Here is a 23432-nt window from a genome sequence, read left to right as displayed (position 1 = left end):
ATGACCCATTGGCTATTAATATTTATCCTTGTAAAACTGTATCGCTTATTTAGGACGGGACAAAGGTTATTTAACCTTCTATTACTGATTCGGCTAATACGATTACGTTGTTATTCAAAACCTCAACAACACCACCGTCAATGATCAAATTCTCTACTTTACCTGAGGCAGTAATGCTTACTCGCCCTTTGCCTAAAGCACTAATCATTGGAGCGTGATTCGACAATACTTGGAATTCGCCTTCTGCACCAGTAAAAGTAGCAGAACTCACTTCGCCTTCAAATACTTTTTTATCTGGTGTTACGATTTCGAGCAACATAGTCATTACGATTTAGAAGCCTCAGCCATCAATTTCTCACCTTTCGCTCTAGCTTCTTCAATTGTTCCTACAAGGTTGAAAGCTGCTTCTGGAAGATCGTCATGCTTACCATCCATGATTTCGTTGAAACCTTTAATGGTGTCTTTAATGTCTACCAAAACTCCTTTAAGACCAGTAAACTGCTCTGCCACGTGGAATGGCTGCGAAAGGAATCTTTGCACACGTCTTGCACGTGATACGATCAATTTATCTTCATCAGATAGTTCGTCCATACCAAGAATGGCGATAATATCTTGAAGTTCTTTATAACGCTGAAGTGTTTCTTTTACTCGCTGTGCACAATTGTAGTGCTCATCGCCAAGAATGTCAGCAGTCAAAATTCTTGAAGTTGAATCCAATGGATCTACTGCAGGGTAAATACCAAGCTCAGCAATTTTTCTTGAAAGTACAGTAGTAGCATCCAAGTGAGCAAATGTTGTTGCCGGAGCAGGGTCAGTTAAATCATCCGCAGGTACGTAAACGGCCTGTACTGAAGTAATTGAACCACTCTTTGTCGATGTAATTCTTTCTTGCATGGCTCCCATTTCAGTAGCCAATGTTGGTTGGTAACCTACCGCAGATGGCATACGACCTAAAAGGGCCGATACCTCAGAACCCGCTTGGGTAAATCGGAAGATATTATCAATAAAGAATAGAATATCTTTTCCTTGTCCATCGCCATCACCATCACGGAAGTACTCAGCGATAGTAAGACCTGAAAGGGCTACTCTTGCTCTCGCACCTGGAGGCTCGTTCATTTGACCGAACACGAAAGTTGCTTTAGACTCGGCTAATTTTTCTTGATCTACTTTTGAAAGATCCCAACCGCCTTCTTCCATTGAATGCAAGAAATCGTCACCGTAGGTTACAATTCCTGACTCAATCATTTCGCGAAGCAAGTCATTTCCTTCTCTAGTTCTTTCACCTACACCAGCAAATACAGAAAGTCCACCATGACCTTTTGCAATGTTGTTGATAAGCTCTTGGATCAATACTGTTTTTCCAACACCAGCTCCACCAAACAAACCAATCTTACCCCCTTTTGCATAAGGCTCAATAAGGTCGATTACTTTAATTCCTGTGAATAATACTTCGGTTGAAGTAGATAGATCTTCGAATTTAGGAGCAGCCCTGTGAATAGGTAATCTTCTGTCTCCTTTTGGTTGTGGAATACCATCAATGGCCTCGCCTACTACATTGAACAAACGACCTTTGATATCGTCTCCAATTGGCATAGCGATTGGTTTTCCAGTATCTGTAACGTCAGTACCTCTTGTTAAACCTTCAGAAGAATCCATCGCAATGGTTCTTACACGGTTTTCACCTAAATGCTGCTGACATTCTAAAACAATTTTTTGACCGTTTTCTTTGGTCACTTCCAATGCATCAAGGATGTTTGGTAATTTTGATCCTTCAGCATCGAAGCTAACGTCCACTACTGGCCCAATAACCTGGGTGATCTTTCCAATATTTGCCATTCTTAATTTTTTTATCTAGATAGGAAAAATGCGGTTTACTTTTCTTGGCGCAAAGGTAGGTCTAATCTCGATTAAACCAAAGGCTTATAAAGAAAATGGAAGTCAAAAATATGGGCGCTTACCTCATAGAAAAGCAGACGACCAAATTGCAAGTGAAATTAGGTTTATAGAATCATCAATTTTTGAGCGAAATCCTAAATACCGTTCCTACATCGGTATGAGATGATTTTACATAGATTTTCCCCATGTGGTAGTTTTCAATAATTCGTTTTACTAAGGTTAAACCTAAGCCCCAGCCGCGTTTTTTGGTAGTAAACCCTGGCTTAAATACTTCCTTTATCTTGCCTTTCGCTATTCCTTTTCCGTCATCGGCAATATCTATAAACACCATTCCTTCCGATTCTTGCCCAACGGTTACGGTTATTTTACCAATCCCGCTCATAGCATCAATTCCGTTTTTCACAATATTTTCGATGACCCACTCAAACAGAGGTCGATTCATTTTGGCCACCAAGTGTGGCGAATCAGCATCCACAACAAACAGCACTTTAGAAGAAACACGCGGTTTCAAATAAGCAATCACTCCTTCAATTACTTCAGACACCTCCTCATCTTTCAATATTGGTTTTGAACCAATGTTTGAAAAACGAGCGGTAATCATTTCGAGGCGTTGAACATCTTTATTCAGTTCGGTAATGATCTCCTGCCTGTTCTCCATTTGCGGAAGCTCTCTTAAATATTCTACCCAAGCCATTAATGAAGAAAGGGGGGTTCCGAGTTGGTGTGCAGTTTCTTTGGCCAAACCTACCCAAACACGGTTTTGTTCAGCTTTTCTGGAATAGCTAAAAGCCAAATAAGCTATGAATGCAAAGATGGCAATTACCGAAAGTTGAATATACGGGTAAGCGCTCAGTTGACGTAAAAGCCTAGAATTTCGGAAATAGACATATTGAATACTTACAATTTTACTTCCAGGTCGGTCTCTGATCAAAATAGGTTGAGGATCGTTTTCTTCTTTCATTTGATCGAGCATCTCATTCAGATAATCATCAGCTTGCTTTTGGTTATAGGATTCCTCTACCTCAATATTTCTTGTGGTGAGAATCTCGTTAGTAGCTGAATCAAGAATGATAACTGGCAACGAGTTATCTGGCCTAATAATATTGTCGGTAATAAAATTGAGTGACGCAATATCTGCTACGGTAGAAAACTCAACAGCCTTGGCCCAAAGCTCAATGTTTTCTCTTTCTCTTTCTTTTAAAATATTCACCAACTGTGTGGTGTAAATAATTGATCCCACTCCAATAATAGCCGCCACCACCAATACAATATATTTTATAGTGGATTGATTGGTGTAGAAGTCAATACTTAAAGAACCCTTAAACGGATTTTGCATTTTGAAATGTAATGAATTTCTAGACTTATGAACGCATCTATTCTATAGGCTGGTATGAACTCTTAACTCAATTTGTTCTGTCTTCTAGCGAAAAGTGCGAATAGCCAACAACATAATACCTACTAGCAATAATACAGAAAAGCCGAACAGGAGCTGGTAATAGTTAGCGCCAATAGCCCATTGGTTTTGGAAAACCAAAATAACTTCTGTAAAAACAAACCCTATCCAAAAAAGTATAAGTCCCAATTTTCTAATCACTGAACGCATTGGAAACAATTCAACCGAATTAAACCAAGCAAATAAAAATGGACTTATAATACCCAAGAAGACAAGGTGCAAATAGGCGATAACATAATTTCTTACCTCATAACCCAAAGTAGCAACCGATGGAACTGCGGAAATTGCTTGTAGTAAAATCTTCAATATAAAACCTAAAAACACTAAGCAAAAAACAACTTTGGCCGTGTTCCCAATCTTCAGTTTAAAGGTTGGCCAAACTTCTTTAAGCATTTTAACTAAATAGCCCAGCCCCACCAATTGGGCAATTCCTGCGATTCCGCCAATAATATAAATAACCGTAGGTGGTGTCATCCAAAGGGCAGAAAGCATTATGCCAAGCACGCAACCAATGTTCATTAGCCAAAGAAAACGCTGGACAGCAATTACATTAATCGACACATTCAATTTAAAGAGTAGCCAAAAGAACAAGCCAAACAGAATGAAGAAAAAGGCACCATTATATAGAAAGTGTAGGTAAAAATAGATTGCCATAAAATACTCATCTGACCCTGGCCCGATTAGAGCTATAATTGGCCCTAAGGAAAAAGGGCCGATGGTTGATATGGCCAAATAAACAAGCCCAGCCCTTAGAGATTTCCTAACCAAGTCTGGCAAACGCTTAGATTCACGCCAAACCCAAACGACCCATAAATAGGACAGTATAATATGTAGGGTAGAAAAGATAATAGATAGTGTAGCATAGCCTTGAAAAGGGAAGGTAAACATCATGCCCAACACCGCTAATTGAAAGAAGAGAAATAGAATGCTGAACTTCTTCTTTACCTTATTTTGGAAGAGCATAAAATGGACTCCAGCCATTAGGGCATTAAAAATCCAGCCTAATAGAATAATATGAGAGTGCGTATGTAGTAAATACTGATAATTCAACCCTGTAATTGGCTGAAAAAACAGCAGCCTTAACAGCAAACCAAAGACAGCCGAGATGATAAAGAAACCCAACGCTACTCTCCATATGGTATTTGCCTGCAACACTACCTCAACTCTGCATCTAAGTCATTCAGAAAATTATCAATTACGCCTTGCTTTACATGGTCCATCACTACAATTTTCCACCAATTTACATCTGAACCATGAGAATCGGGAACGAGCAAGTATTTGTTGGCCAAAGCAGGAGATACATACTTGCCTCGAATGGTGACAATATTCATTTTTGGATTGCGGAAATACTCTACTCCTCGCTCGTCAAGATTTCCGCAAAGGCGGTCGGTTTTAGAGAGCAACTGCTTAATCTTGGCTTTCCACCCATCAGAACCATAAGTACGCATTATCATCCAAACGGCTATGGCATTGGCGCCAGAACGGCTCCCCACAAGAGTATAATCTTTTCCTTTTACGTAATTAGCCTCTTCTGTAAGGGCATATTCCATAAAGCCTTTTCGGGTTAAATAAATACCCGTACCATAAGGAGATTGAAGCATTTTATGTCCGTCTAATGTAAAGGAATTGATCTTTGGGTTCTGAAAAGTATAGTCAAGATTTTCAGTAGCAAAAGGGTAAATATAACCACCAAAAGCACCATCAATATGTACCATATAATTGGCGCCTAAATCATCGAACCAGCCAGTGATTTCGTTGATGTCATCCACTGAACCAAACATAGTGGTTGACATGTTCATAATGACAATAAAATGCTTTACTCCATCCTTTCTAGCGTTTTCAACACAAGCTTCAATACTCGATTTGGTTACCCTTCGGGTGGTGTCATCTACTTTAGAAACGTAAGATTTTAAGCTCAGTAAATTGCAAGCCTTCGGCATTGAATAATGTGCGTCTTCAGAAAAAACAACGCCAATTTCGCTGGCCTTCACATTAAATTCTACTTCGAAATAACGCTTTAAAATCCATATGGCTTGAATATTTGCTTCTGTTCCTCCAGAAGCCACATAGCCATCAAACTCTTCATTTCCACCTTCAAAAATCTGTTGGGCACAAAGGTCAATTAGCTCTTTCTCAATTTTATGAGTGCCCTCAAAAGCTGCTTCCGATTCATTTAAAGTATGGCAGCCAATATGATTTGGGTTGGCAATTAAGGCAGAAAGAAAAGGAGCATCTTTCAAAAATGGAGCATCATTATAAAACACTTCGGTATCCAAATAAGAGGCAGGCAAGCCTAAAACTGGTTTTTCTCTGTAGTCTAAATTTTGCTCTAAAGCGTCAAAAACGATTTTCTTAATTTTCTGATGTGAGTAACTTTCCCAATACATAAATTCAATTTCTACTAAGCCCCAAAGTTCTGTCTTTTTGAACAAGGACAAACATTGTAACTAAGAAAACTAGAATAATAAGGCCATTTATCATTCCAGCCCATTTTCTAAGAAGGAAGAACTCCTGCAAATCCGCGAAAATTCTGACGGCTACTGAAGCCTGAAAAACCACCATCCAAAACCAAAGTATTGAATGAAAACGATGTCCGGTTTTGTTCAGTAAACTCGGAAAAATGATTGGTCCATGAGCGAAGATCATAGAAATGGCGAAGCCCAAAAAATAGCTGTGTAAAAGGGCATCGAAAGCAAAAGCACCCGAACTAACGAAGACCATAAATAAGCCAGAAGCAAAAAGCCAAACGTAGCCCAAAGTCAGGCAAACGCCTGTATATAAGTAATGTCCTTTCTTTTTTAGAAGAATTCGAGCCAAATCAAACCGAAGCAGCCATAAGGCTAAACCTGCAATACCCGAAGCAACTACAGTTCTACCCATGCCGTGATAAGGCAACATAAACCCAATTAAAGTCGCTATGAGCAATCCAACCAACAGGTATTTACTCCACATTTTAAGAGGCAAAAAACGCGATAACTCTAATCTTTCACCCACAATAGTAAAAAGGATAAAAGCGATCCACCAAGGGAATACGGTAGGATAAAAATGGGTTTTAAGCAGCAGAACATTTCCTGCTAGCCAGCACATGGCTCCGATTAACATCAAAAGTATGTAGTTTTCTTGGCTCTGCTTGGCCAAGAATATATAGATGCATACTAAACCAATACTTGCTACAATCTGAAGCAGATAACCTAGATACGCTTGATTAAATAAAAAAGCCAAAACACTTAGACCAGAAGAAGCTGGTACTAAAAATGCCCAGTTCCTTTTTGTGGCCACGGCCTTTTCAAAACAAATGAGCGAACCCAAAAAACCACCAAGCATTAACACGCCATGAAAACCCGCCATGCCATATACTGGAATATTCCAGCCAATACGCAGCCAACCCGACAAGAGGCCAGATACAAGTCCAACAACTGCGAAAAGAATAAAAGCGATTCGTTTAAGCATCATTCATCCTGAATTACTCTCAAAGCTATTTTAAAACCTCATCACCATTCGTGACTTTGGTCAGCAAAATCGATGATTTGACTCATAAGTTAAAGCTGTTCTACCTTATAATAGAGGTTTGAGAAAGTAAAAAACCACCCAAGGGGTGGCTTTCTAAGTTTGACTCTATATTACCTCAACCAATATATAGTCAGTCATCTTCAATTTTATAACCAATGAGTCCGTAGACACAAAAGGTGTATTTCTATTTTACTATGGCTAATTCTACTCGCCTGTTTTTTGCCCTACCTTCTTTAGTACTATTATCAGCTCTTGGATTGGCTATACCAAAGCCTTCGGCAGAAATCCTATTTTCAGTAACCCCTTTTGAAATTAGATATTCTTTTACTGAATTAGCTCTTTCCTTGGATAGTTGAAGGTTAGAGTCTGCATTCCCACTATTATCAGTGTACCCTCTTACCGCTAATTTAAGATTGTCGTTTTCTCTAAAAAGAGCAGCTACTTTATCTAAAGAAGTCAATGAGCTTTCCATTAAATTGCTACTGCCACTACTAAATGATATTTCCTCTGTTGCCATAATTAAAACTTTTGCAATCTGAGCTTCAGCTTCTTTTCTCTTCGTTTCTTCTCTGGCCAACCTTTCAAGTTCTTGCAATCTCAAACGCTCTATTTCAATTGCTTCCCTTTCTCTTTTCAATCGCTCCTGTTCCTGCTGCTCGGCTTGTAGTTTGGCCAATCTTTCTTTTTCTATCTTGGCCAGCTCATCGGACTTTACTTTAGCGAAAAGCGCCTGATATGCGGCTTCAGCATTTAGGTTTATTTCCTTCCGCTTGCCTTCTTCTAAGCTTCGGAAATAGCAAAGAGCCTTTTCTCGGTCTTCCAGTTTCACCAAGTTTTCATCATAAATACCTTGGTCAATAATGTAGTTTACTACTTCTTCTCCGGCTAGAGCACAGTCTTCTTTAACTTTGGTATCCAATTTAAGGTGAAGCCCAAACTCATTGAAGCCATCGGCCAAAAATGGAGTGTCTTTCTGCCCGAAATCATAATTGTAGGTAAACAGTATTTTCGGGAAAATCTGAACTCCCAGCCCTGCCGACACACCAAAGTTGTCGCGGTAACCCAAAGTGGCCATGAACTTATCTCTAAAATTCATTTCACCCATTACATCGAGTTCTGCGCCAATAGTTTCTCTGATTCTCACACCTCCATAGGGAGTAAAAGTAAGGTCTGGATTAAGTGTGAACGCATACCGAACTCCTCCAATAAAATCAGGGGCATTGTCGTCATTGATTCGCACATAGGCATCATCTGACAGGCTTTGGTTGATAAGTGTAGGCACTGCCATATCGATCCCCAAATTACCCTTTCTATAACTAACCGAGAGGTCTAAACTGAGAGAACTTCCGTTTTGTCCTAAAAGATCGAGCAGCACATTATCGGCTGGGCTTTCCGGGTTTACTCTGTCTTCGTTCAAGCTAAATAGAGATAACCCCAGCTGTGCGCCAATTGAAAGGCCTTCTTTTCCTTCTCCAAAAAGCTTATATCCCATTCCTCCAGATATTTTTACCTGGCTAGTAAAGCCAATGTCGGCTGTGGTAACATTCCCACTAAAAGCCATTTTGTTTTTCACTGCCGTACTGTAAGCCAAAGCAAAGTTCTTAGGAGAACCCACCAGACCCCCAAACTGGTCTCTGTAAACAAAGCTTACATAACGGTTCTCCTGAAAAACTGTGCTTGATGGGTAAGCCAAGCTTCCTGAATAATAATATTGATTGAACAACGGTACTTGTTGTGCCTGTGCGCTATTGGCTATCAAAGCCAAGGTAAACGCAAGGATGAAGATGTTTCTTAAGTTTTTCATTTGCTTTTGCATGACTTTGATGTTTATCTGTTTCTAATTATAGTTAAGAAGCCTTTAATGGTTCTGGCTGGCGTGGTGGACAGGGCATCTGCATAGATGAGAATCTCATAGTAATAGGTTCCTTCTGGCACTGGGTTATCCTTGAATGTTCCTGCCCAATCGTTGGAGTAATTCACCTTACTATAGATGAGTTTTCCGCCTTGGGCGAAAATTTTCACTTGGTTGAACGGATTGTCGAGCAAGTCTTCAATCACCCAGGTTTCGTTGACTCCGTCACCATTTGGCGAGAATACGTTTTTCACATCGGCACCTGGTTCGTTCTGAGTGTACTCCCTCACCGGTTCGGCCACCACATCTTCAATAGTTATGCTGAAGGTTTGCTCGAAAGTAAGCCCGCCTGCATCGGCTACTTGCACACGAATGCTTCGGCTTGCTCCATCTTCAAAATCTATGGCACCAGCACTGCTTAATGTGTTTCCACTAATGGCAAACTGCGCGTTATCGGCATCGCCAGCACCAGCAATTAAGCTATAGCTAAAGCTGTCTCCATTGTCTGGGTCGAGTGATATGAGCTGCCCTACTTCTTGGGCTTCATCGGCTTCTTCGATGGTGGCATTGGTAAGGCTCAGGGTAAATGGTGCTTCGTTTACATTGGTCACCGTAATTTCAAAGGTCTTGGCAAAGATTCCGCCTTCTCCATCGTTGGTTTCAATACGAACAGAATAGCTGGCTTTATCCTCAAAGTTGAACGAAGTGTTATTCGTTTTTAAGGTTGAACCCTCTAGCGTGAAGCTCGCATTGTCCGAATCGCCAGCGCCACTTACCAATGCATAAGTATGAGTGTTAGTAACATCAGCATCAGTTGTAGACAATGATCCGACTGTAGCATCCAGCGCATTGTTCTCTGCAATAGAACTTGCACTTAAAGTGATGTCGGTTGGGAAGTTATTGAAGTCATCGTTAACGATGGTTACCGTGGCTTCATCACTGACATCAACCCCCAAGGCAGTGCTTAGCCTGCTCATTGAAACGGTTAGTGTTTCATTGGCCTCAATAACCAGATCATTGGTTGGAGTTACGGTAAAGGTTTGTGTTTCTCCGGCTGTTCCGGCAAAGATCAGCGTTTTACCCGCAACGGCTGTGTAGTCGCTATCGGCTAGTGTTGCTGTTCCATCTGTTGTATTCACTTCTACCGTGAACCCGCCCTGAACAGCATTGTCTAGGGTAGCCGTAATTGTAATGGCTCCGTCTCCTTCATTTCCGCTGACATCGGCAAAGGTTACTGCCGCGGTATCATCGTTCTTGATCGTCAATACGGCCTGATCTGTGATCACTACATTGGCTGTGGTTCCAGCCAAGTTGCTCAAAGAAACGGTAAAGGTCTCATCGACTTCGAGTTTACTATCAACACCCGGAGCAATATCCAGCTTTTGAACCTCACCATCGGTTCCGATGAAGGTTAATGTAGTTCCTCTAACAGCAGTGTAGTCTCCATCGGCCACCGTAGCCGTGCCATCGGTAGTCGATAGATCAACTGTAAATCCGCCTTCAATAGTCCCTTCAAGTGTAGCTGACACTAAGAAAGACTCTCCGTCTTCAAACTGGCTTATATTTTCGAAGGTCACTTTTGCATCGTTGTTTACAATGGTATAAGTGAACACTGTATTGACGCCCAAGCTAGCACCAGAGGCGTTGGATAGCGCAATCACTACCGTCTCATTTTCCTCAATAAGTGCATCGTCAACAATTGTCAGGTCTATCGTTTTGCTTAACTCTCCTGCTGCAAAACTGAGCGAACCATTGGCAAGCGTGTAATCTACTCCTCCTGTGGCTGTACCTGTTATTGTATAGTCAACAGTGGCAGCAGAAAGACCAGCCTGATCCAGGTTCACCACAATGCTACTGCTGGTCACTGATTCTGCATTACTTTGGGCCGTTGTGTTGAATGAAACTACAGGCACATCATCGTTTAGAATGGTTATTGTCGCCTCATCAGTAATCGTCACCGTATTATTGACCCCTGTTATCAGATTGTCCATACTTACTGTCAGGGTCTCATTGACTTCTACATCGATATCAGTAGTTGGGGTGATGATAAATGTCTGGATCTCTCCTGCTGTACCTACAAAAGTGATGGTTTCGGCAGTCACAGCAGTGTAATCCGTACCTGCCTCGGCAGTTCCATTGCTTGTGCTTACATCTACCGTAAAGCCGCCTACTACAAATGCGTCAGAAGTTAGGGTAACCGTAATAGCACCATCATCTTCATTGGCCGATACATCGGCAATAGTAACTGTGGCTGAACATCCTTGGGTATCATTCTCGATAGTCCAATTATGCTCATCAATCAATGATTGTCTTGCTTCGGTACCTGCGCAGTATTGAAGGCCTGCGACCCCAAACTCAACATCGTTCTTTACCTCTTGCGCAGCCCAACCGATTAGCGTAGCATCATAATTAGCCACGGACAAACCTGAGTTATCTAAAATCGCATAGAGGTTCTCAATGTTAGTTATGTCCCAAGTGCTCAGGTTTTGGTTAAATGCAGTGGCATTCTCAAACACACTACTCATGCTGCTCAAACCATCGGCAAATACCCATTCACTTATATCCTGATTGAATACTGTGGCGTTTTTAAACATGCTGTTCATGCTTGTGGCCGCACTCATATCCCACTCACTGATGTCCTGATTGAACATGGAAGCTCCCCTGAACATACTGCCGAAACTGGTTACTGAGCTTACATCCCAGCTTCCAATATTCTGATTAAAGGACTCGGCATTTTCGAACATAGAGCTCATGTCTACAATATTGCCAGTCTCCCACGATGAAATGTCCTGATTAAAGGCCACTGCCTCATAGAACATCTGGTTCAGCCTATCAGCATTAGGGAACCTCCATGAGCTAATGTCCTGGTTAAATAGTCTGGCATCTCTGAACATGGCCGTAAGGTTTTCGGCACTGGTCGGCTGCCAGTTGCTTATGTCTTGGTTAAAGGCATGGGCATCTTCGAACATACGTTCCAATTTAGTAGCATTGGAAACATCCCAGTTGCTGATGTTTCCATTAAACGTATCGTTATTCTGGAACATGGCTTGGAAGGTTTCCACCTTACTCACATCCCAAGAGTTAAGGTCTTGGTTAAAGGCATCGGCATCATTGAACATTGCATTCATTCTGGTAACGTTACTCACATCCCAGCCATTGATGTCCTGATTGAATGCTTTGGCATCGTCAAACATGTTCGACATATCCGTTACACCACTCACATTCCAGCCTGTTATGTCACCATTGAATAGCAAGGCATTATCGAACATCTTATCCATTTTATTCACGCTGCTCACATCCCATGAATTGAGATCCTGATTGAACACTGCTGCATCAGCGAACATGGACGACATCAATGTTACCGAGCTTACATCCCAAGCATCAATTGGTTGATCAAAACTCTGAGCATAGTAGAACATATAAGACATGTCTTGAACAGTTGATGTATTCCAATTGGAGATGGATGTATTGAAGTTTCCTGCTTGAGCAAACATGTATGACAGGTCGGTTACTGCACTGACATTCCAGCCGCTAATGTCTCCATTAAAATCGCTCTCTTTAAACATTTCAGACATATCGGTGATGTTAGCAACATCCCAAGATGTTAGGTCTGGGTTACCGATGAAGGTTCTCTCGAACATGCGTTTCATTGAGGTCACCTGCGTAAGGTTTGGCGCATCAGTAGCATTGATATCGAAATCGGCAGCGACAAATGCTCCTTCCATACTTTTCCACTCAATATCACCCCATTGTTCAACAGACCTCAGTCTGGAGAAAGACAATTCAAACTGTGGAAACTGCCCACTTATCTTAACCGTGTAAGTACCCTCTGCCACGTAAGTATGCGAGGCAGCACCGGTCAGGTCAGTTTCGACAGCACCGTCACCCCAATCAATGTCATAGAGATAAGTGTGACTTCCAAGAGTATTGAAGAATGTTCTGGAACGGTTTACATCATTGCTGGTTATCTCCCAAGTGGTAATGAATGGTCTCGGCTCTACAGTCATTTGGCCATTAACTAAGTTGATATTATAGTTAGTTGCGGCACCACCAGAAAGCGTGATATCATAAGTCCCAATTGGACTAGACGCATTGGCTACAGTAGAAGCGGTCGGTTCTGTAATATCTGCTTTGGTATCTCCGTTTGCAAAGCCTGAATAGCTAATGGTTAATTCAGGATTTTCTTCACCATAGGCTTTGGACTTGTCATCAGCAGTGGCTGTTAAAGTCGCTTTACCAATGGTCAGGTCCGCACTAACAAAAGTGATCCTGTAATCAGGATTGAATAAGCTACCCTGCAAGGCATATGTGCCGACATCTTCCCCCTCAACCCTGGTAATTCCTCCACTCAGTTCGTCTCCATTTTCTAAAGCCCCTTCAGTAATGCTGTAGTTGAAAGTAGGGTCCGCATCGCCATAGGTTTTGGTTGCAGCCTCTGCTGTTATCGTCAGGCTTCTTTGTGAAATTGTGAATACTCCTGGAACAGCCGTTATTTCATAATTGTCTGCATCTGCACCATCAGTTAGGTTTATGGCATAAGTACCCGGTGCTTCACCAGCATCTCTGCTTACGGTCACCACTTCATCACTACCTACAATACTTCCGGTTGTTACTGTATAATTCAGGATTGGATCAGTATCGCCTACACTCTTGCTTGCATCAGTGGCAGTCAATTCAATGGCCTTCTTGCCTATGGTTATAGTGCCTTGAACTTGTCTTGATTGATACTCTGCATCTTCAGCCAAGCTGACATTAACGGTAATCTCACCCGCATTGCCCAAAGTCACAGTAGAACCATTGATAGCTGCTCCTGTCTGGTCATTGTTGAAAGTGTAGTTAATTGCTCCTGAAGAATTAGTGTTTGCAGATAGAATGAAATCAGCATCACCGTAAGTCTTGGCAATATCGCTTAAAGATAAAGCCGGGGTTTTCTTGTCTACTGGTCCTAAAACAGTACTTTCTACGGTGGCACCATCAACCTTACCATCGTTTGGAGTCACTTCGAAGCTAAGATATTTGCCAGCATCTGCTACGGTCAAAGTATAGGTAACTGAGGTTGCCCCATTTATTTCAGTTTTGCCTGAACCCGAAAGATCATCATATCTGTACCACTTATAGTTAGAGTTATCTGGATCCGATTCCAAATCGATGAAGTTGTATAGTCCGCGCAATGAAGCACCAATAGTTGGACTAGTTACAACATCCACACCAACCGATTTCACGATAGGAGCCGTATTGCTTGCCAGCACTGTTACTGTGAACTTTTGGGTTTCAGTACCTCCATTCCCATCATCTAAAGTCAGTACTACATCATGCTCACCAATATTGGCTGAAGTTGGGTTACCCGATAACACAAACCCATTTACCGATAACCAATCTGGCCCAGTGGTTTTAGTGAGTATTGGCACATCGTTGTTCAGGTCTTCATAAGTGATGGTATAGCTATAAGCTGCATTATCCATCACAGATGTCAAAGCATCTGAAGTAAAGGCTGGTGGAATATTGGTGACTCCATCATTGATAAGAATTGGACCAAAGTAAGTGCTTTCTTTGGCTGTACCTGCCAGGGTTCCATCGTTCGGAGTTACCTCAAAGCTTACAAACTTGCCGTTGTCGTCATTAGTGACCGTATACAAATTCGAAGTTGCCCCGTTGATCGCTGTTTTGCCAGTTCCTACCGCATCATCTGCTCGGTACCATTGGAAGGTTGTACCCGATTCAGCATCATCATTCTGATCGAAATAAGTGTACGAACCTTCCAGTACCCCATTAACAACCAAAGATTTTTTAATACTTACCCCTTGAGCTACAGGTGCTACATTGGCCTCTTTTACCGTAAAATTCCATGTGGTCTCATTGGTCAATCCAGTAGAATTGTTGTCATTTGCATCTACAAAAGCAGTAGCATCGAAGGTGACTGTATAGAACTCCCCTTCCAAAAGATCGGAAGCTGGGTTGATGGTTACATCGGTTCCCAAAATAGTCACCTCGGCAGAAGTAACATCAATTACTGTGGCTGTTCCATTAACCGGAGTCAAGGTAATGTTTCCAGTTCCCGCAGTAACATCTTCACTCAGAGTAAGGCTCAGGTTGGCGTCTTTTAAAATATCAATCGCTCCATCGACTGGGGAAGTGCTGACCAAGGTTGGTATAACAGCTGCCTCTACGGGACCGGCATAAGCCGCTAAAACTCTTGTTCCGGCATCGGTTCCATCGTTTGGTGTTACCGCAAAAGTGATATACTTGCCCACTTCAGAAGAAGTCAGGGTAAACGTGCTTGACGTTGCGCCTGAAATGGCCGTTCTGTTTGAACCAGTAGCATCATCGGCCACAAACCATTGGAGTGCAGAACCAGATTCGGCATCGGTATCTGCATCGCTATAGTTATAAGAACCTGTAAGCTCCAGATTGGCTTCTAAGCTGCCAGCAATGCTTAAGCTACTAGCCACTGGTGCCGTATTAGGCTGGCTTGCCGTGGTAAAGCTGATCACCGTAGGATCAGTAATCGCTTCTGTTTTCACTCCATTATTACTAACAAAAGCTTCATCATCAATCAATACATAATAAGCTGTATTGTAGGCCAGATCGCTGGACGGGTTGATGGTCACTTTAGAACCACTGTAAATCAAGGTGTTGGCAGGGAAAGTCTCTACTAGATTATCATTGGCATCATAAAGTACCACATTGTTGGTGGCTGTGCCACTTTCTCCAAATAAATAAGGTTGAATGTTTTCGCTGTAGGTCAACACTATATTACTGTTTACAGCAACACCCGTTGCGCTCGTGGCTGGCTCAATACCTATTAATGTTGGCGTGGTTGGCGCTGCCAATGTGGTAAAACGCCATGTAGTAGGGTCTGAGATGCCAACATGAAACAATGCGTTTTCATATGACACGATAAAACCGTCATCAATGAGCACATAGTATTCTGTGCCAGGTTCCAGTTCATCATCATCAAACTCAAATTTGATATAGTTTTCGTCATCGCCATAGTCTAAGTCTCTATCATTCTGGCCATCATATTCAATAGTTTTGATTAGTTCGTCATTGGCTGCTTTATATATTCTAAAGGAACCCAACGGATCTCTTTCTAGGCCTACTCCTATGCTTGTAAAGAGTTTAAAATCAACTTCAGAATCGGCTACATAAGTGGTACTTCCAGTGGCTGGGAAAAAGCTGGTAATGATGTTTTCATTGAAACTCTCTGCTTTAAAAGCAAGGGTTGTATTATCATCAATGGCTTGAATCACTTTTGTACCATCTAAACTGGTGATCAGCCCTTGAGGATATTGAATATAATATTCAACCCCTGCCTCCCAGTTTTGTGAAAGTTCTAACTGAGCCTGCAAAGGCCTACCACTATTTTTTATTCTCGCAGTAGAGATATCTAAAGTTTCAAATAGGCTATTATCACTAGTACGATAAATACTAACTTGTCCTGAGCCAATAGCAATTTGTTCATTGAACTGAATATTTAAGAATGGAAAATCTATCTGGGCATCGCGAGTAGCACTTGGGGAAGTAGCAGCCACAATAAGAGGTATTACTTCTTCCGCTTCTGTAGTAAAACTCCAAGTGTTTTTGTCAGAAATCCCAGCGAATGCAATACCTGACCCATTTTGAAAAGCGGTGTTTGGAATGGTGATGTAATACTCCGTATCTAGTTCAAGATTGGTATCGCCCAATACTATGGTAGCCGTTTGATCATCTACTGTAACCAATATAGAATTGACAGCGACATCTACCAGCAGCTCATCATCTGAGGCTCTTCTTACTTCAATATTTCCCGTACCTTTTACAATGGCCTGATCGAAGGTGATGCTGATTTCAGGAGAAATGTCAACATCTAATTCGTCATCGGCTGGAAATAGGTTTGTAACCAACGGGGCTGGTGTGCCCAAAGTAAGTTTGACTATCTGAGATGTCTCCTCGCATTCACCCTTAGTGACCACCACAAAATATTCGGATTGGTCGAGATCTTCAGTAAGGTTGCTGATGGTTAGCGAAGCGGTAGTGGCACCGGAAATATAATTATCGGATTGAGGGTCTGTTCCAGATTTCAGGGATGTTACACCAGAGTGTTTCACAAGTGTACCTGAGTATCCACCAGCAAATACCTGTCCGTTTAAAACAGATATTGTCCTTTCCCTATACCCAGAGGCATCTGTTTGTGATAGTGTGGTTAGGGTATTACCTTCATCAGCGCTGGAATATACAGCGGCTCCCAAAGACTCTTCCTGCACATTGATATAAAGAATATCATCTTCTATATCTAGGTCGTAAACTTGTGATGATAAAAACTGTTCAGCAGCAGGCAGTTCGGTAAAACTATCCCCTCCATCCTTCGAAACAAACACACTAACGCCTCCTGCATAGATAGTACCATCAGAAGCAACCGCCAACTCTGAAATAGATGAAGTGAGGCCACTATTTCCACCTATTCTGGATGTAAAAGTTTCTCCTCCATCAGTGGAAACACTAAACCCACCATTGGAGTTAGCAGCATACACAGTAGAACCTTTCGCATAAACTTCTTCTACGGAATTACTCCCCAAACCATCATTTGTTGTCTTGGTAACAAAACTTTCACCATTATCTGTTGAAATACTCAAACCAGAGTCAGTAGATACATAGATGGCTTCATTGTTAACATAGATGCTATTTACATTATCATCTGCAAGTCCATTATTTGCCTGATTCTTGTAATCGAAAGTTGCCCCATTGTCTGTGGAAATGGCAAGTCCCATGTTGAAAGTGGCCACATACAACACACCATCAAACTCTACTACCTTCCTTGCTCTTCCTGCGATGTTTACATTTTCGGTGAATGACTCACCTCCATCAGTAGAAGTGAATAGTCTTTCAAAGCCTGTTGTTACGTGAATTGTAGACTCATTTGTATTAATATCGGTAATGAGCAATCCTGAAAAATCATAAATCTCTTCTGTTTTGTTTTGGCTTTTGAACCATTGGTAACTCGCTCCGGCAACCTCAGGCACAGAAAAAGTAACACTGCCAGACACAAAGCCTGACTGATCTTCCGGTTGCGTAAGCACCAAAGGTTCACATACCGTATGGAAAGACCAAATGTCTTTATCGGTTAAGGCCAGGTTGCCGGCATTGCTATTGTCTTTTACCAGATCGGCATCTAGGGTGATGTAGTATTGGCTGGAATTGTCTAGCGAAACGCCCGAGGTAATAGAAACGGTGCTACCGTTGATAGTCAGATCATCGGCTGTGAATGTTTGGACCAGAGCATCGGTAGCATAGTTGAATATCTTTAGCTCTCCTGAGCCTTTGGAAACGGTTTTGCTAAACTCGATGCTCAGTTCGGTATCTATGGCTACATCTGTAGTGCCATTGGCAGGGCTAATTGATGTGACTCCTGGTACATCCAGAACAGTTAACAAAAGATCATCTGATTGCTGTTTGCAATCTCCTTTGGTGACCTCCACAAAGTACACCGTTCCATTTTGCTCTAATGCTACTTTACTGATGGTAAGCTTTCGGGTTTTTGCCCCTTCAATCAGGTTAGTAGAGCCACTGGTTTCATCTTCGAGCTTCAGATTACTTCTATAGGTTGAAAGACCTTCGCTTGTACCTACCTCTAGCTGTCCATTATATTCAGAAAGGGATAAAACACTTTTTGTGAATGCGTCCGGAGAGGAGAATTGGCTAAATGTATCTCCCTGATCTGAAGAAACAAAGAGACCTCTGGATGTGCCTACGAAGAGGTCACCAGCGAATTCGTAAATGGCATTCACGAGATGCCCGTTAAAACCATTGGCTTCTGTAATGGTTTTGGTAAAAGACTCACCAGCATCTGTGGAAATAGAAATAGCTCCATCTTTAAAATCTGCTGTTTGTGTACTTACATAAAGCGTATTTCCAGATTTATAAACATCTCGAATACTATTGAAAGCAAGACCATCTGTAATAGTCTTCTGAATAAAAGTAGCTCCATTATCATTTGAAATAAATAGCCCTTCACGGCTTCCTACGTAAAGAGTTTCACCCACCTCATAGAGCACATCAACAGTTCCTGTAACATCCGTATGTTTGTTGAAGTTTGCTCCCCCATCAGTAGAAACAAGCAAGCCGTTTAAAGCTCCGATATAAATAGACCCATCTTCCGCTTTCAGTACCGTATTAGGAATAGGGCTAGTGATTGAGGTGCGTTGAAAAAGTGTTTGGAAACTATTACCTCCATCTTTTGAAATACTCACAGCGGTATTTTTTTGCACCACATAGATGTCATTGTCAAAAACCCGAATCTCATTAATATCATTTATAACCAAACCATGGGCTGTGGTTCTTATCACCTTAGTATTTCCTTCATCAGTGGTATAATAAATACCTGCGGTTGAAGTGGCGTTGTAGATGGTGCCATCGGGTCCCCGATATACGTCTCGGATTGTAAGGTCTCCGGCTATTTTGACTTCATCAAACCCTTCCTCTCTTCTATACCATTGGTAAGACGCGCCTGGAATTTCTTCCACTTCAAATGTCACATTCGTAGATGCAGCAATTATTTTTCCAGCAGGCTGTGTTGGTATCAGATTGGTATAGCTTAGACTAAAGTCATCTGATTTTTGGAACAGTGGTGTACCATAAGTTACAGAATACGCTGTGGTGCCTTCTTCTACAGTAATATTGCCGATGGCATCAGTATCAAATTCTATCCCTCCTTTTTTCCAGGAAAAAGTGTAATGAGCCGAAGCATCATAATCTGGAATCACCTCCTCCAGGTTATTGACAATAATGGTTTGGTGTGAGGCCAAACCATTATTTCCATTAGCAGTCAGGTCTCGCAATTGGTTATCTGCAATATTCTTATGTGTACCATAAGCTGCTACCAAATTAGTGGCATCGTGTGCCGGGGCAGCGCCCATTAGGCTGGTTACTTCTTCCTGAGTTAAAACCTTATCCCAGATGGTAATTTCGGCCATTTTGCCATCCAAGTAATCTTCCAGGCCATTGTCATTATATTTTGCTCCTAAGGTGGCAAACCATCCTTCACCCAAAGGCATATTCAGCGTTCCGCTGTCTTCCATATTACCGTTTAGATAGAGTTTTGTCTCACCTGTAGCATTGTCATAAGTGTACCCTACATAATACCAGGTGTCATTGGACAATGCGGAAGAGTTTAGACGATCGTTGGTACCATCCCATAAGGCTAAACGCTCCGTATCTCTGATGTAAAAACGGCTTAGATTGTCTACATCTGAATCCTGAAAAACCAAGACCTCATTAAAGCCTCCACTGCCAATGTTACTCTCTTTATTCAGCCACATAAACACAGAGCGGCTTTTACCGGCCAACGCATCGGCCAAGCCATTCACTTCAATGGAATTATTCTCCGTTTCTTCAAAATCCAGATAATTCACCTGACTGGTAGTTACCGTCCGGGTTACGGGATCGTTTAAGCACAGGGTTTCGTCAGTAATTTGGTTTACCGTAGTGGCATTGCCATTTACCGTCATAGACCATGTGTCGGTGCTTTGCACAAAGTTTCTGGTGGCTACCAACTCATAATTTCCAGCGGCTACACCGAAAGTATATGCAGGATCAGTTGAAACTTCTACTCCATCCTTTTTCCAACTTATATGTTCGTACCAGTCAATGGCATTAAAGCCCGGAATAGACTGCACATTTTGAAAATCAACCGTGAGGTTATTGACCATTACCCCATCATTGCCTTTGCCTGAGTGGTCTTTTAAAACATCCGTGGCATCATCGCAATCTCCAAAAACCGAGTAATAGCCCACTAGATTGGCATATTTAGGGTGACCATTATTGATTTTGGCCTTCATGGCCTGCCTAATATCAGCTCCTGTCAGCACCTCATCCCATACGGAGATTTCTGCCATGTCGCCATTGAAATGGTCCGTATCATTGGCATTGTCAAATTCCTGACCGAGAGAGTATTTGGAATCAGCTACCGTACTTTGGTTATTCGTGAATCTCTGGTTTTCAATACCATCTACATAAATCACAGTCTCATTGGTGTTTACATCATAGGTATATCCTACATAATGCCAGAGCTGGTCACTCATATTAAAGGAAGCGGAGCGGGCATTGTTTCCATCGTATAACTCCAGATTGTCTCCGTCATTATCAATCCAAAAAATGGCAACATTGCCCCCTGAGCCAGTATTGATGGCAAATAGTACCTGATTATCATTAGCCACATTGGCCTCGGATTTTACCCACATAAAAACGGAACGGCTGGTGCCATTGAGGTCATCCTGAAGCGCGTTCATGTCTACCCAATAATCCTGATCTTTATCAAAGGTGAGCACTCCTGTAACACTGGTTTGGGCGGTGTAGGCAACAGAGCCTGATTCTGCAATTAAGCCATCAGAGAATACATTAGCACTTGCCTCTGCCCTATTGAAAGTAACATTGTAGTAGGTTTTAACTATTCCCTCTGTGACCTCATAAGTTCCGTTGATCGAAACTAAATCTCCGCCAGGCACCTGATACTTATCACTGTCGCAAACAGATACGTTTTGAACATCACAAGTAAAGCCTGCCTTGCAATTGACTGTACCTAAAGATGAAAGCACCTCTGACCCGAAGGACGTCCCATCATTTGGTATAATTTTCACTTTTAGCTCAGAACCTAGATCAGCAATGGTTGGTGTATATTTCACACTCGTAGCTCCTTCAATAGCGACATCATCCGAATACCATTGAAATGTAGTACCCGATTCTGGATCATCTTCAGGATCAGAATATTCATACATTGCTGTAATTTCTTTACCCACCTCTGCGCCACCTGTTGCTGTTTCATCAAAAATCACTGAAGGTGCCTGATTAAATATACCGTAAAGTTGAACTTCTGATATCTGAACACTATTTGCCTCACTCGCATCACACGGGTTATGAAGCCTGATCCAGTAACTATTAAAGGCCAAATCATTATCAACATCTTCAGTGTTGTCAGCATGTCTCTCCTCATTCAAGTCCCTGCACCTAAAGCTCACCTCGTCAATAAGAGTCCATCCGGGCTTTGTGTCTGTACTGTTTGTTCCTGCAGGAACATTTCTTCCATAAATCTTGATCAACTTAGGGTCCCGTTCTGGATGGTCATTCGCAGTTGTAATGGTCAAGGATTTAACAATTGATATCTCTTCTGTGTCGACATAGAAGTTTAAACCCCAAGACTTTTCGAAAGTCAGAAATTTGTTTGACTTACTTCCATCAATCACATTGCCTATCCCCTCGCCCAAAGCAGATTCAGAAGGTCCAAATGCTATTGGTGTCATTGATGGATTGAAAATTGGCTCTAGGGTCTGTGCTTCTGAAAGTGAAGTTGACAAAAGAGTTATAAAGGAAAACGAAAGAATTAGTGCTTTTAAAATGGGACTTTTCATATAGCAAGTGTTTCGGTATTCAATAGTCAGCAGCGAAGAAACCAATGGTTCGTTGCGCATGAAAAATTATGTTCTGAACTATGGCTGGTTTGTTCTGAAAGTGTGGATGGTTGATAAACCTCTTCACATAGAGAGGAAGAAAGTCTTCTAAAGAAATCTATTTGATCAAAATCAGTGTTGACAGTGTTGAGGTTCCCTAATGGGAATGTGATGTTAATGAAGGGTTAGTTTAGAAACCTGAAATTGTTCTGAATGGGTGATTTTTTGTTCTGAACCCCACCGCCCTATGGGCACTTCCCTTTTAAGGGGATGATTTTTTATTAGGTTGTTATTGCGGGAAGCAAAACTGAGCACTAGCGGAAGTTTGAGACGAAGCAATCTCGAGCTGTTGAGACTGCTTCGTGCCTCGCAGTGACGTGACCGACAGTTCATTGCCTCATAACAACCTTATGCTCATAGCGAAGCTGCTTCTCTCAATGGCGGTGACCAGAAGGTTGGTAGTTCAAGCATTCGTCACCCTCTAAAATCGTCACCCTAAACTCTTTTCAGAGCCTTTTTAGTTCAACAGGAGATGCTGAAACAAGTTCAGCATGACGTACCAATTTAGCTTTGAGTTACTCTACCCGAATTTTCTTCAGGAGGTCGTCACGGTAGTTTTTGCCGATAGGGATTTGTTCACCATTCATCAACACATAGGCTGAGTTGATAGCGTCCATATGGTCTACATTGATGGTAAAACTGCGATGGGTGCGGTAAAAATTATTGGGCAGTCTTTCTGAGAGGTCAGTCAAGCTACCACGAATAAGGTGTTTTTGATCTTTAATCGTGTAAACCTCCACATAAACATGATCGCTCTTTAGAAAGCGTATGTCTTCTAGCTTGATCTTATGAAATAGGTTTTTCTCTTTAATAAAGATGGCATCCTTGATGAGCAATTCTTCGTCAACCTTTCCTTCATTTTTCTGCTCGGCATATTTATGAAGGGCTAACTCAATGGAAGTGTATAGGTCGTCTTTTTTGAATGGTTTGACCAAGTAGGCTGGTGGAGCCACTTTCTTTACCCGCTCTATTGTTCCTGCATCGGCATTGGAAGTGAGGAAAATGAATGGAAAATCAAACTGTTCTTTAATTGTCCAGGCCAGGTCTACTCCGTCTTTTCTTCCCCCCAACTGAATATCTAAAATGGCGATATCTGGGCGCTCAGATTCAATCATCTCCAAAGCTTCTTCGTAGTTAATAGCGGGTTCTAAAACCTCATAACCCAAATCTTCGAGTATCAGACAGATGTTATCTGCTATCACCATTTCATCTTCTACTACCAGTATTTTTACTTTGCTCATTT

The 23432-nt window shown here is 41.8% G+C and carries 9 protein-coding genes; all 9 read right to left on the bottom strand.

Annotated elements, in window-relative coordinates:
• Positions 1-70: 70 nt before the first annotated feature.
• The gene (atpC, locus tag OB69_RS11600) at positions 71-319 is read right to left on the bottom strand and encodes an ATP synthase F1 subunit epsilon (protein WP_053223906.1); all 249 of its coding nucleotides are present in this window, start codon (positions 317-319) and stop codon (positions 71-73) included.
• 5 nt (positions 320-324) lie between these two features.
• The gene (gene atpD / locus OB69_RS11595) at positions 325-1836 is read right to left on the bottom strand and encodes a F0F1 ATP synthase subunit beta (protein ID WP_053223904.1); all 1512 of its coding nucleotides are present in this window, start codon (positions 1834-1836) and stop codon (positions 325-327) included.
• 175 nt (positions 1837-2011) lie between these two features.
• Entirely contained in the window at positions 2012-3232 is a 1221-nt protein-coding gene (locus OB69_RS11590; protein ID WP_053223903.1) for a sensor histidine kinase, read from the bottom strand.
• A gap of 84 nt (positions 3233-3316) precedes the next feature.
• Positions 3317-4504 carry a hypothetical protein gene (locus tag OB69_RS11585; RefSeq protein ID WP_053223902.1) on the bottom strand — a complete coding sequence of 396 codons (1188 nt, stop codon included), beginning with the start codon at positions 4502-4504 and terminating at the stop codon, positions 3317-3319.
• Positions 4504-5781, bottom strand: coding sequence for a pyridoxal-dependent decarboxylase (locus OB69_RS11580; RefSeq protein ID WP_316931883.1), 1278 nt, complete (start codon positions 5779-5781; stop codon positions 4504-4506). The genes OB69_RS11585 and OB69_RS11580 overlap by 1 nt, the downstream gene beginning before the upstream one ends.
• Entirely contained in the window at positions 5741-6802 is a 1062-nt protein-coding gene (locus OB69_RS11575) for a hypothetical protein (protein WP_053223900.1), read from the bottom strand. Before OB69_RS11575 ends, OB69_RS11580 begins: the two co-directional genes overlap by 41 nt.
• A 241-nt stretch (positions 6803-7043) precedes the next feature.
• Complete coding sequence (locus tag OB69_RS11570; protein ID WP_053223899.1) at positions 7044-8675, bottom strand: PorP/SprF family type IX secretion system membrane protein; 1632 nt, start codon at positions 8673-8675, stop codon at positions 7044-7046.
• An 11-nt stretch (positions 8676-8686) separates the two neighbouring features.
• Complete coding sequence (locus OB69_RS11565; protein ID WP_185096902.1) at positions 8687-22090, bottom strand: BspA family leucine-rich repeat surface protein; 13404 nt, start codon at positions 22088-22090, stop codon at positions 8687-8689.
• 614 nt (positions 22091-22704) lie between these two features.
• Positions 22705-23430: a LytR/AlgR family response regulator transcription factor gene (locus OB69_RS11560; protein ID WP_053223897.1), complete on the bottom strand. Its 726-nt coding sequence runs from the start codon at positions 23428-23430 to the stop codon at positions 22705-22707.
• Positions 23431-23432 lie beyond the last annotated feature (2 nt).

Origin of the sequence: Roseivirga seohaensis subsp. aquiponti (assembly GCF_001267955.1) — a bacterium.
In the GTDB taxonomy this organism is placed as follows: Bacteria; Bacteroidota; Bacteroidia; order Cytophagales; family Cyclobacteriaceae; genus Roseivirga; species Roseivirga seohaensis.
The sequence above is the reverse complement of the archived record's forward strand: the minus strand, read 5'-3'. Positions and strand labels throughout refer to the sequence as shown.

Coding starts and splice junctions, on each gene's coding strand:
- atpC (WP_053223906.1), bottom strand. CDS start 319: ATGTTGCTCGAAATCGTAACACCAGATAAAAAAGTATTTGAAGGCGAA.
- atpD (WP_053223904.1), bottom strand. CDS start 1,836: ATGGCAAATATTGGAAAGATCACCCAGGTTATTGGGCCAGTAGTGGAC.
- OB69_RS11590 (WP_053223903.1), bottom strand. CDS start 3,232: ATGCAAAATCCGTTTAAGGGTTCTTTAAGTATTGACTTCTACACCAAT.
- OB69_RS11575 (WP_053223900.1), bottom strand. CDS start 6,802: ATGATGCTTAAACGAATCGCTTTTATTCTTTTCGCAGTTGTTGGACTT.
- OB69_RS11570 (WP_053223899.1), bottom strand. CDS start 8,675: ATGCAAAAGCAAATGAAAAACTTAAGAAACATCTTCATCCTTGCGTTT.
- OB69_RS11565 (WP_185096902.1), bottom strand. CDS start 22,090: ATGAAAAGTCCCATTTTAAAAGCACTAATTCTTTCGTTTTCCTTTATA.
- OB69_RS11560 (WP_053223897.1), bottom strand. CDS start 23,430: ATGAGCAAAGTAAAAATACTGGTAGTAGAAGATGAAATGGTGATAGCA.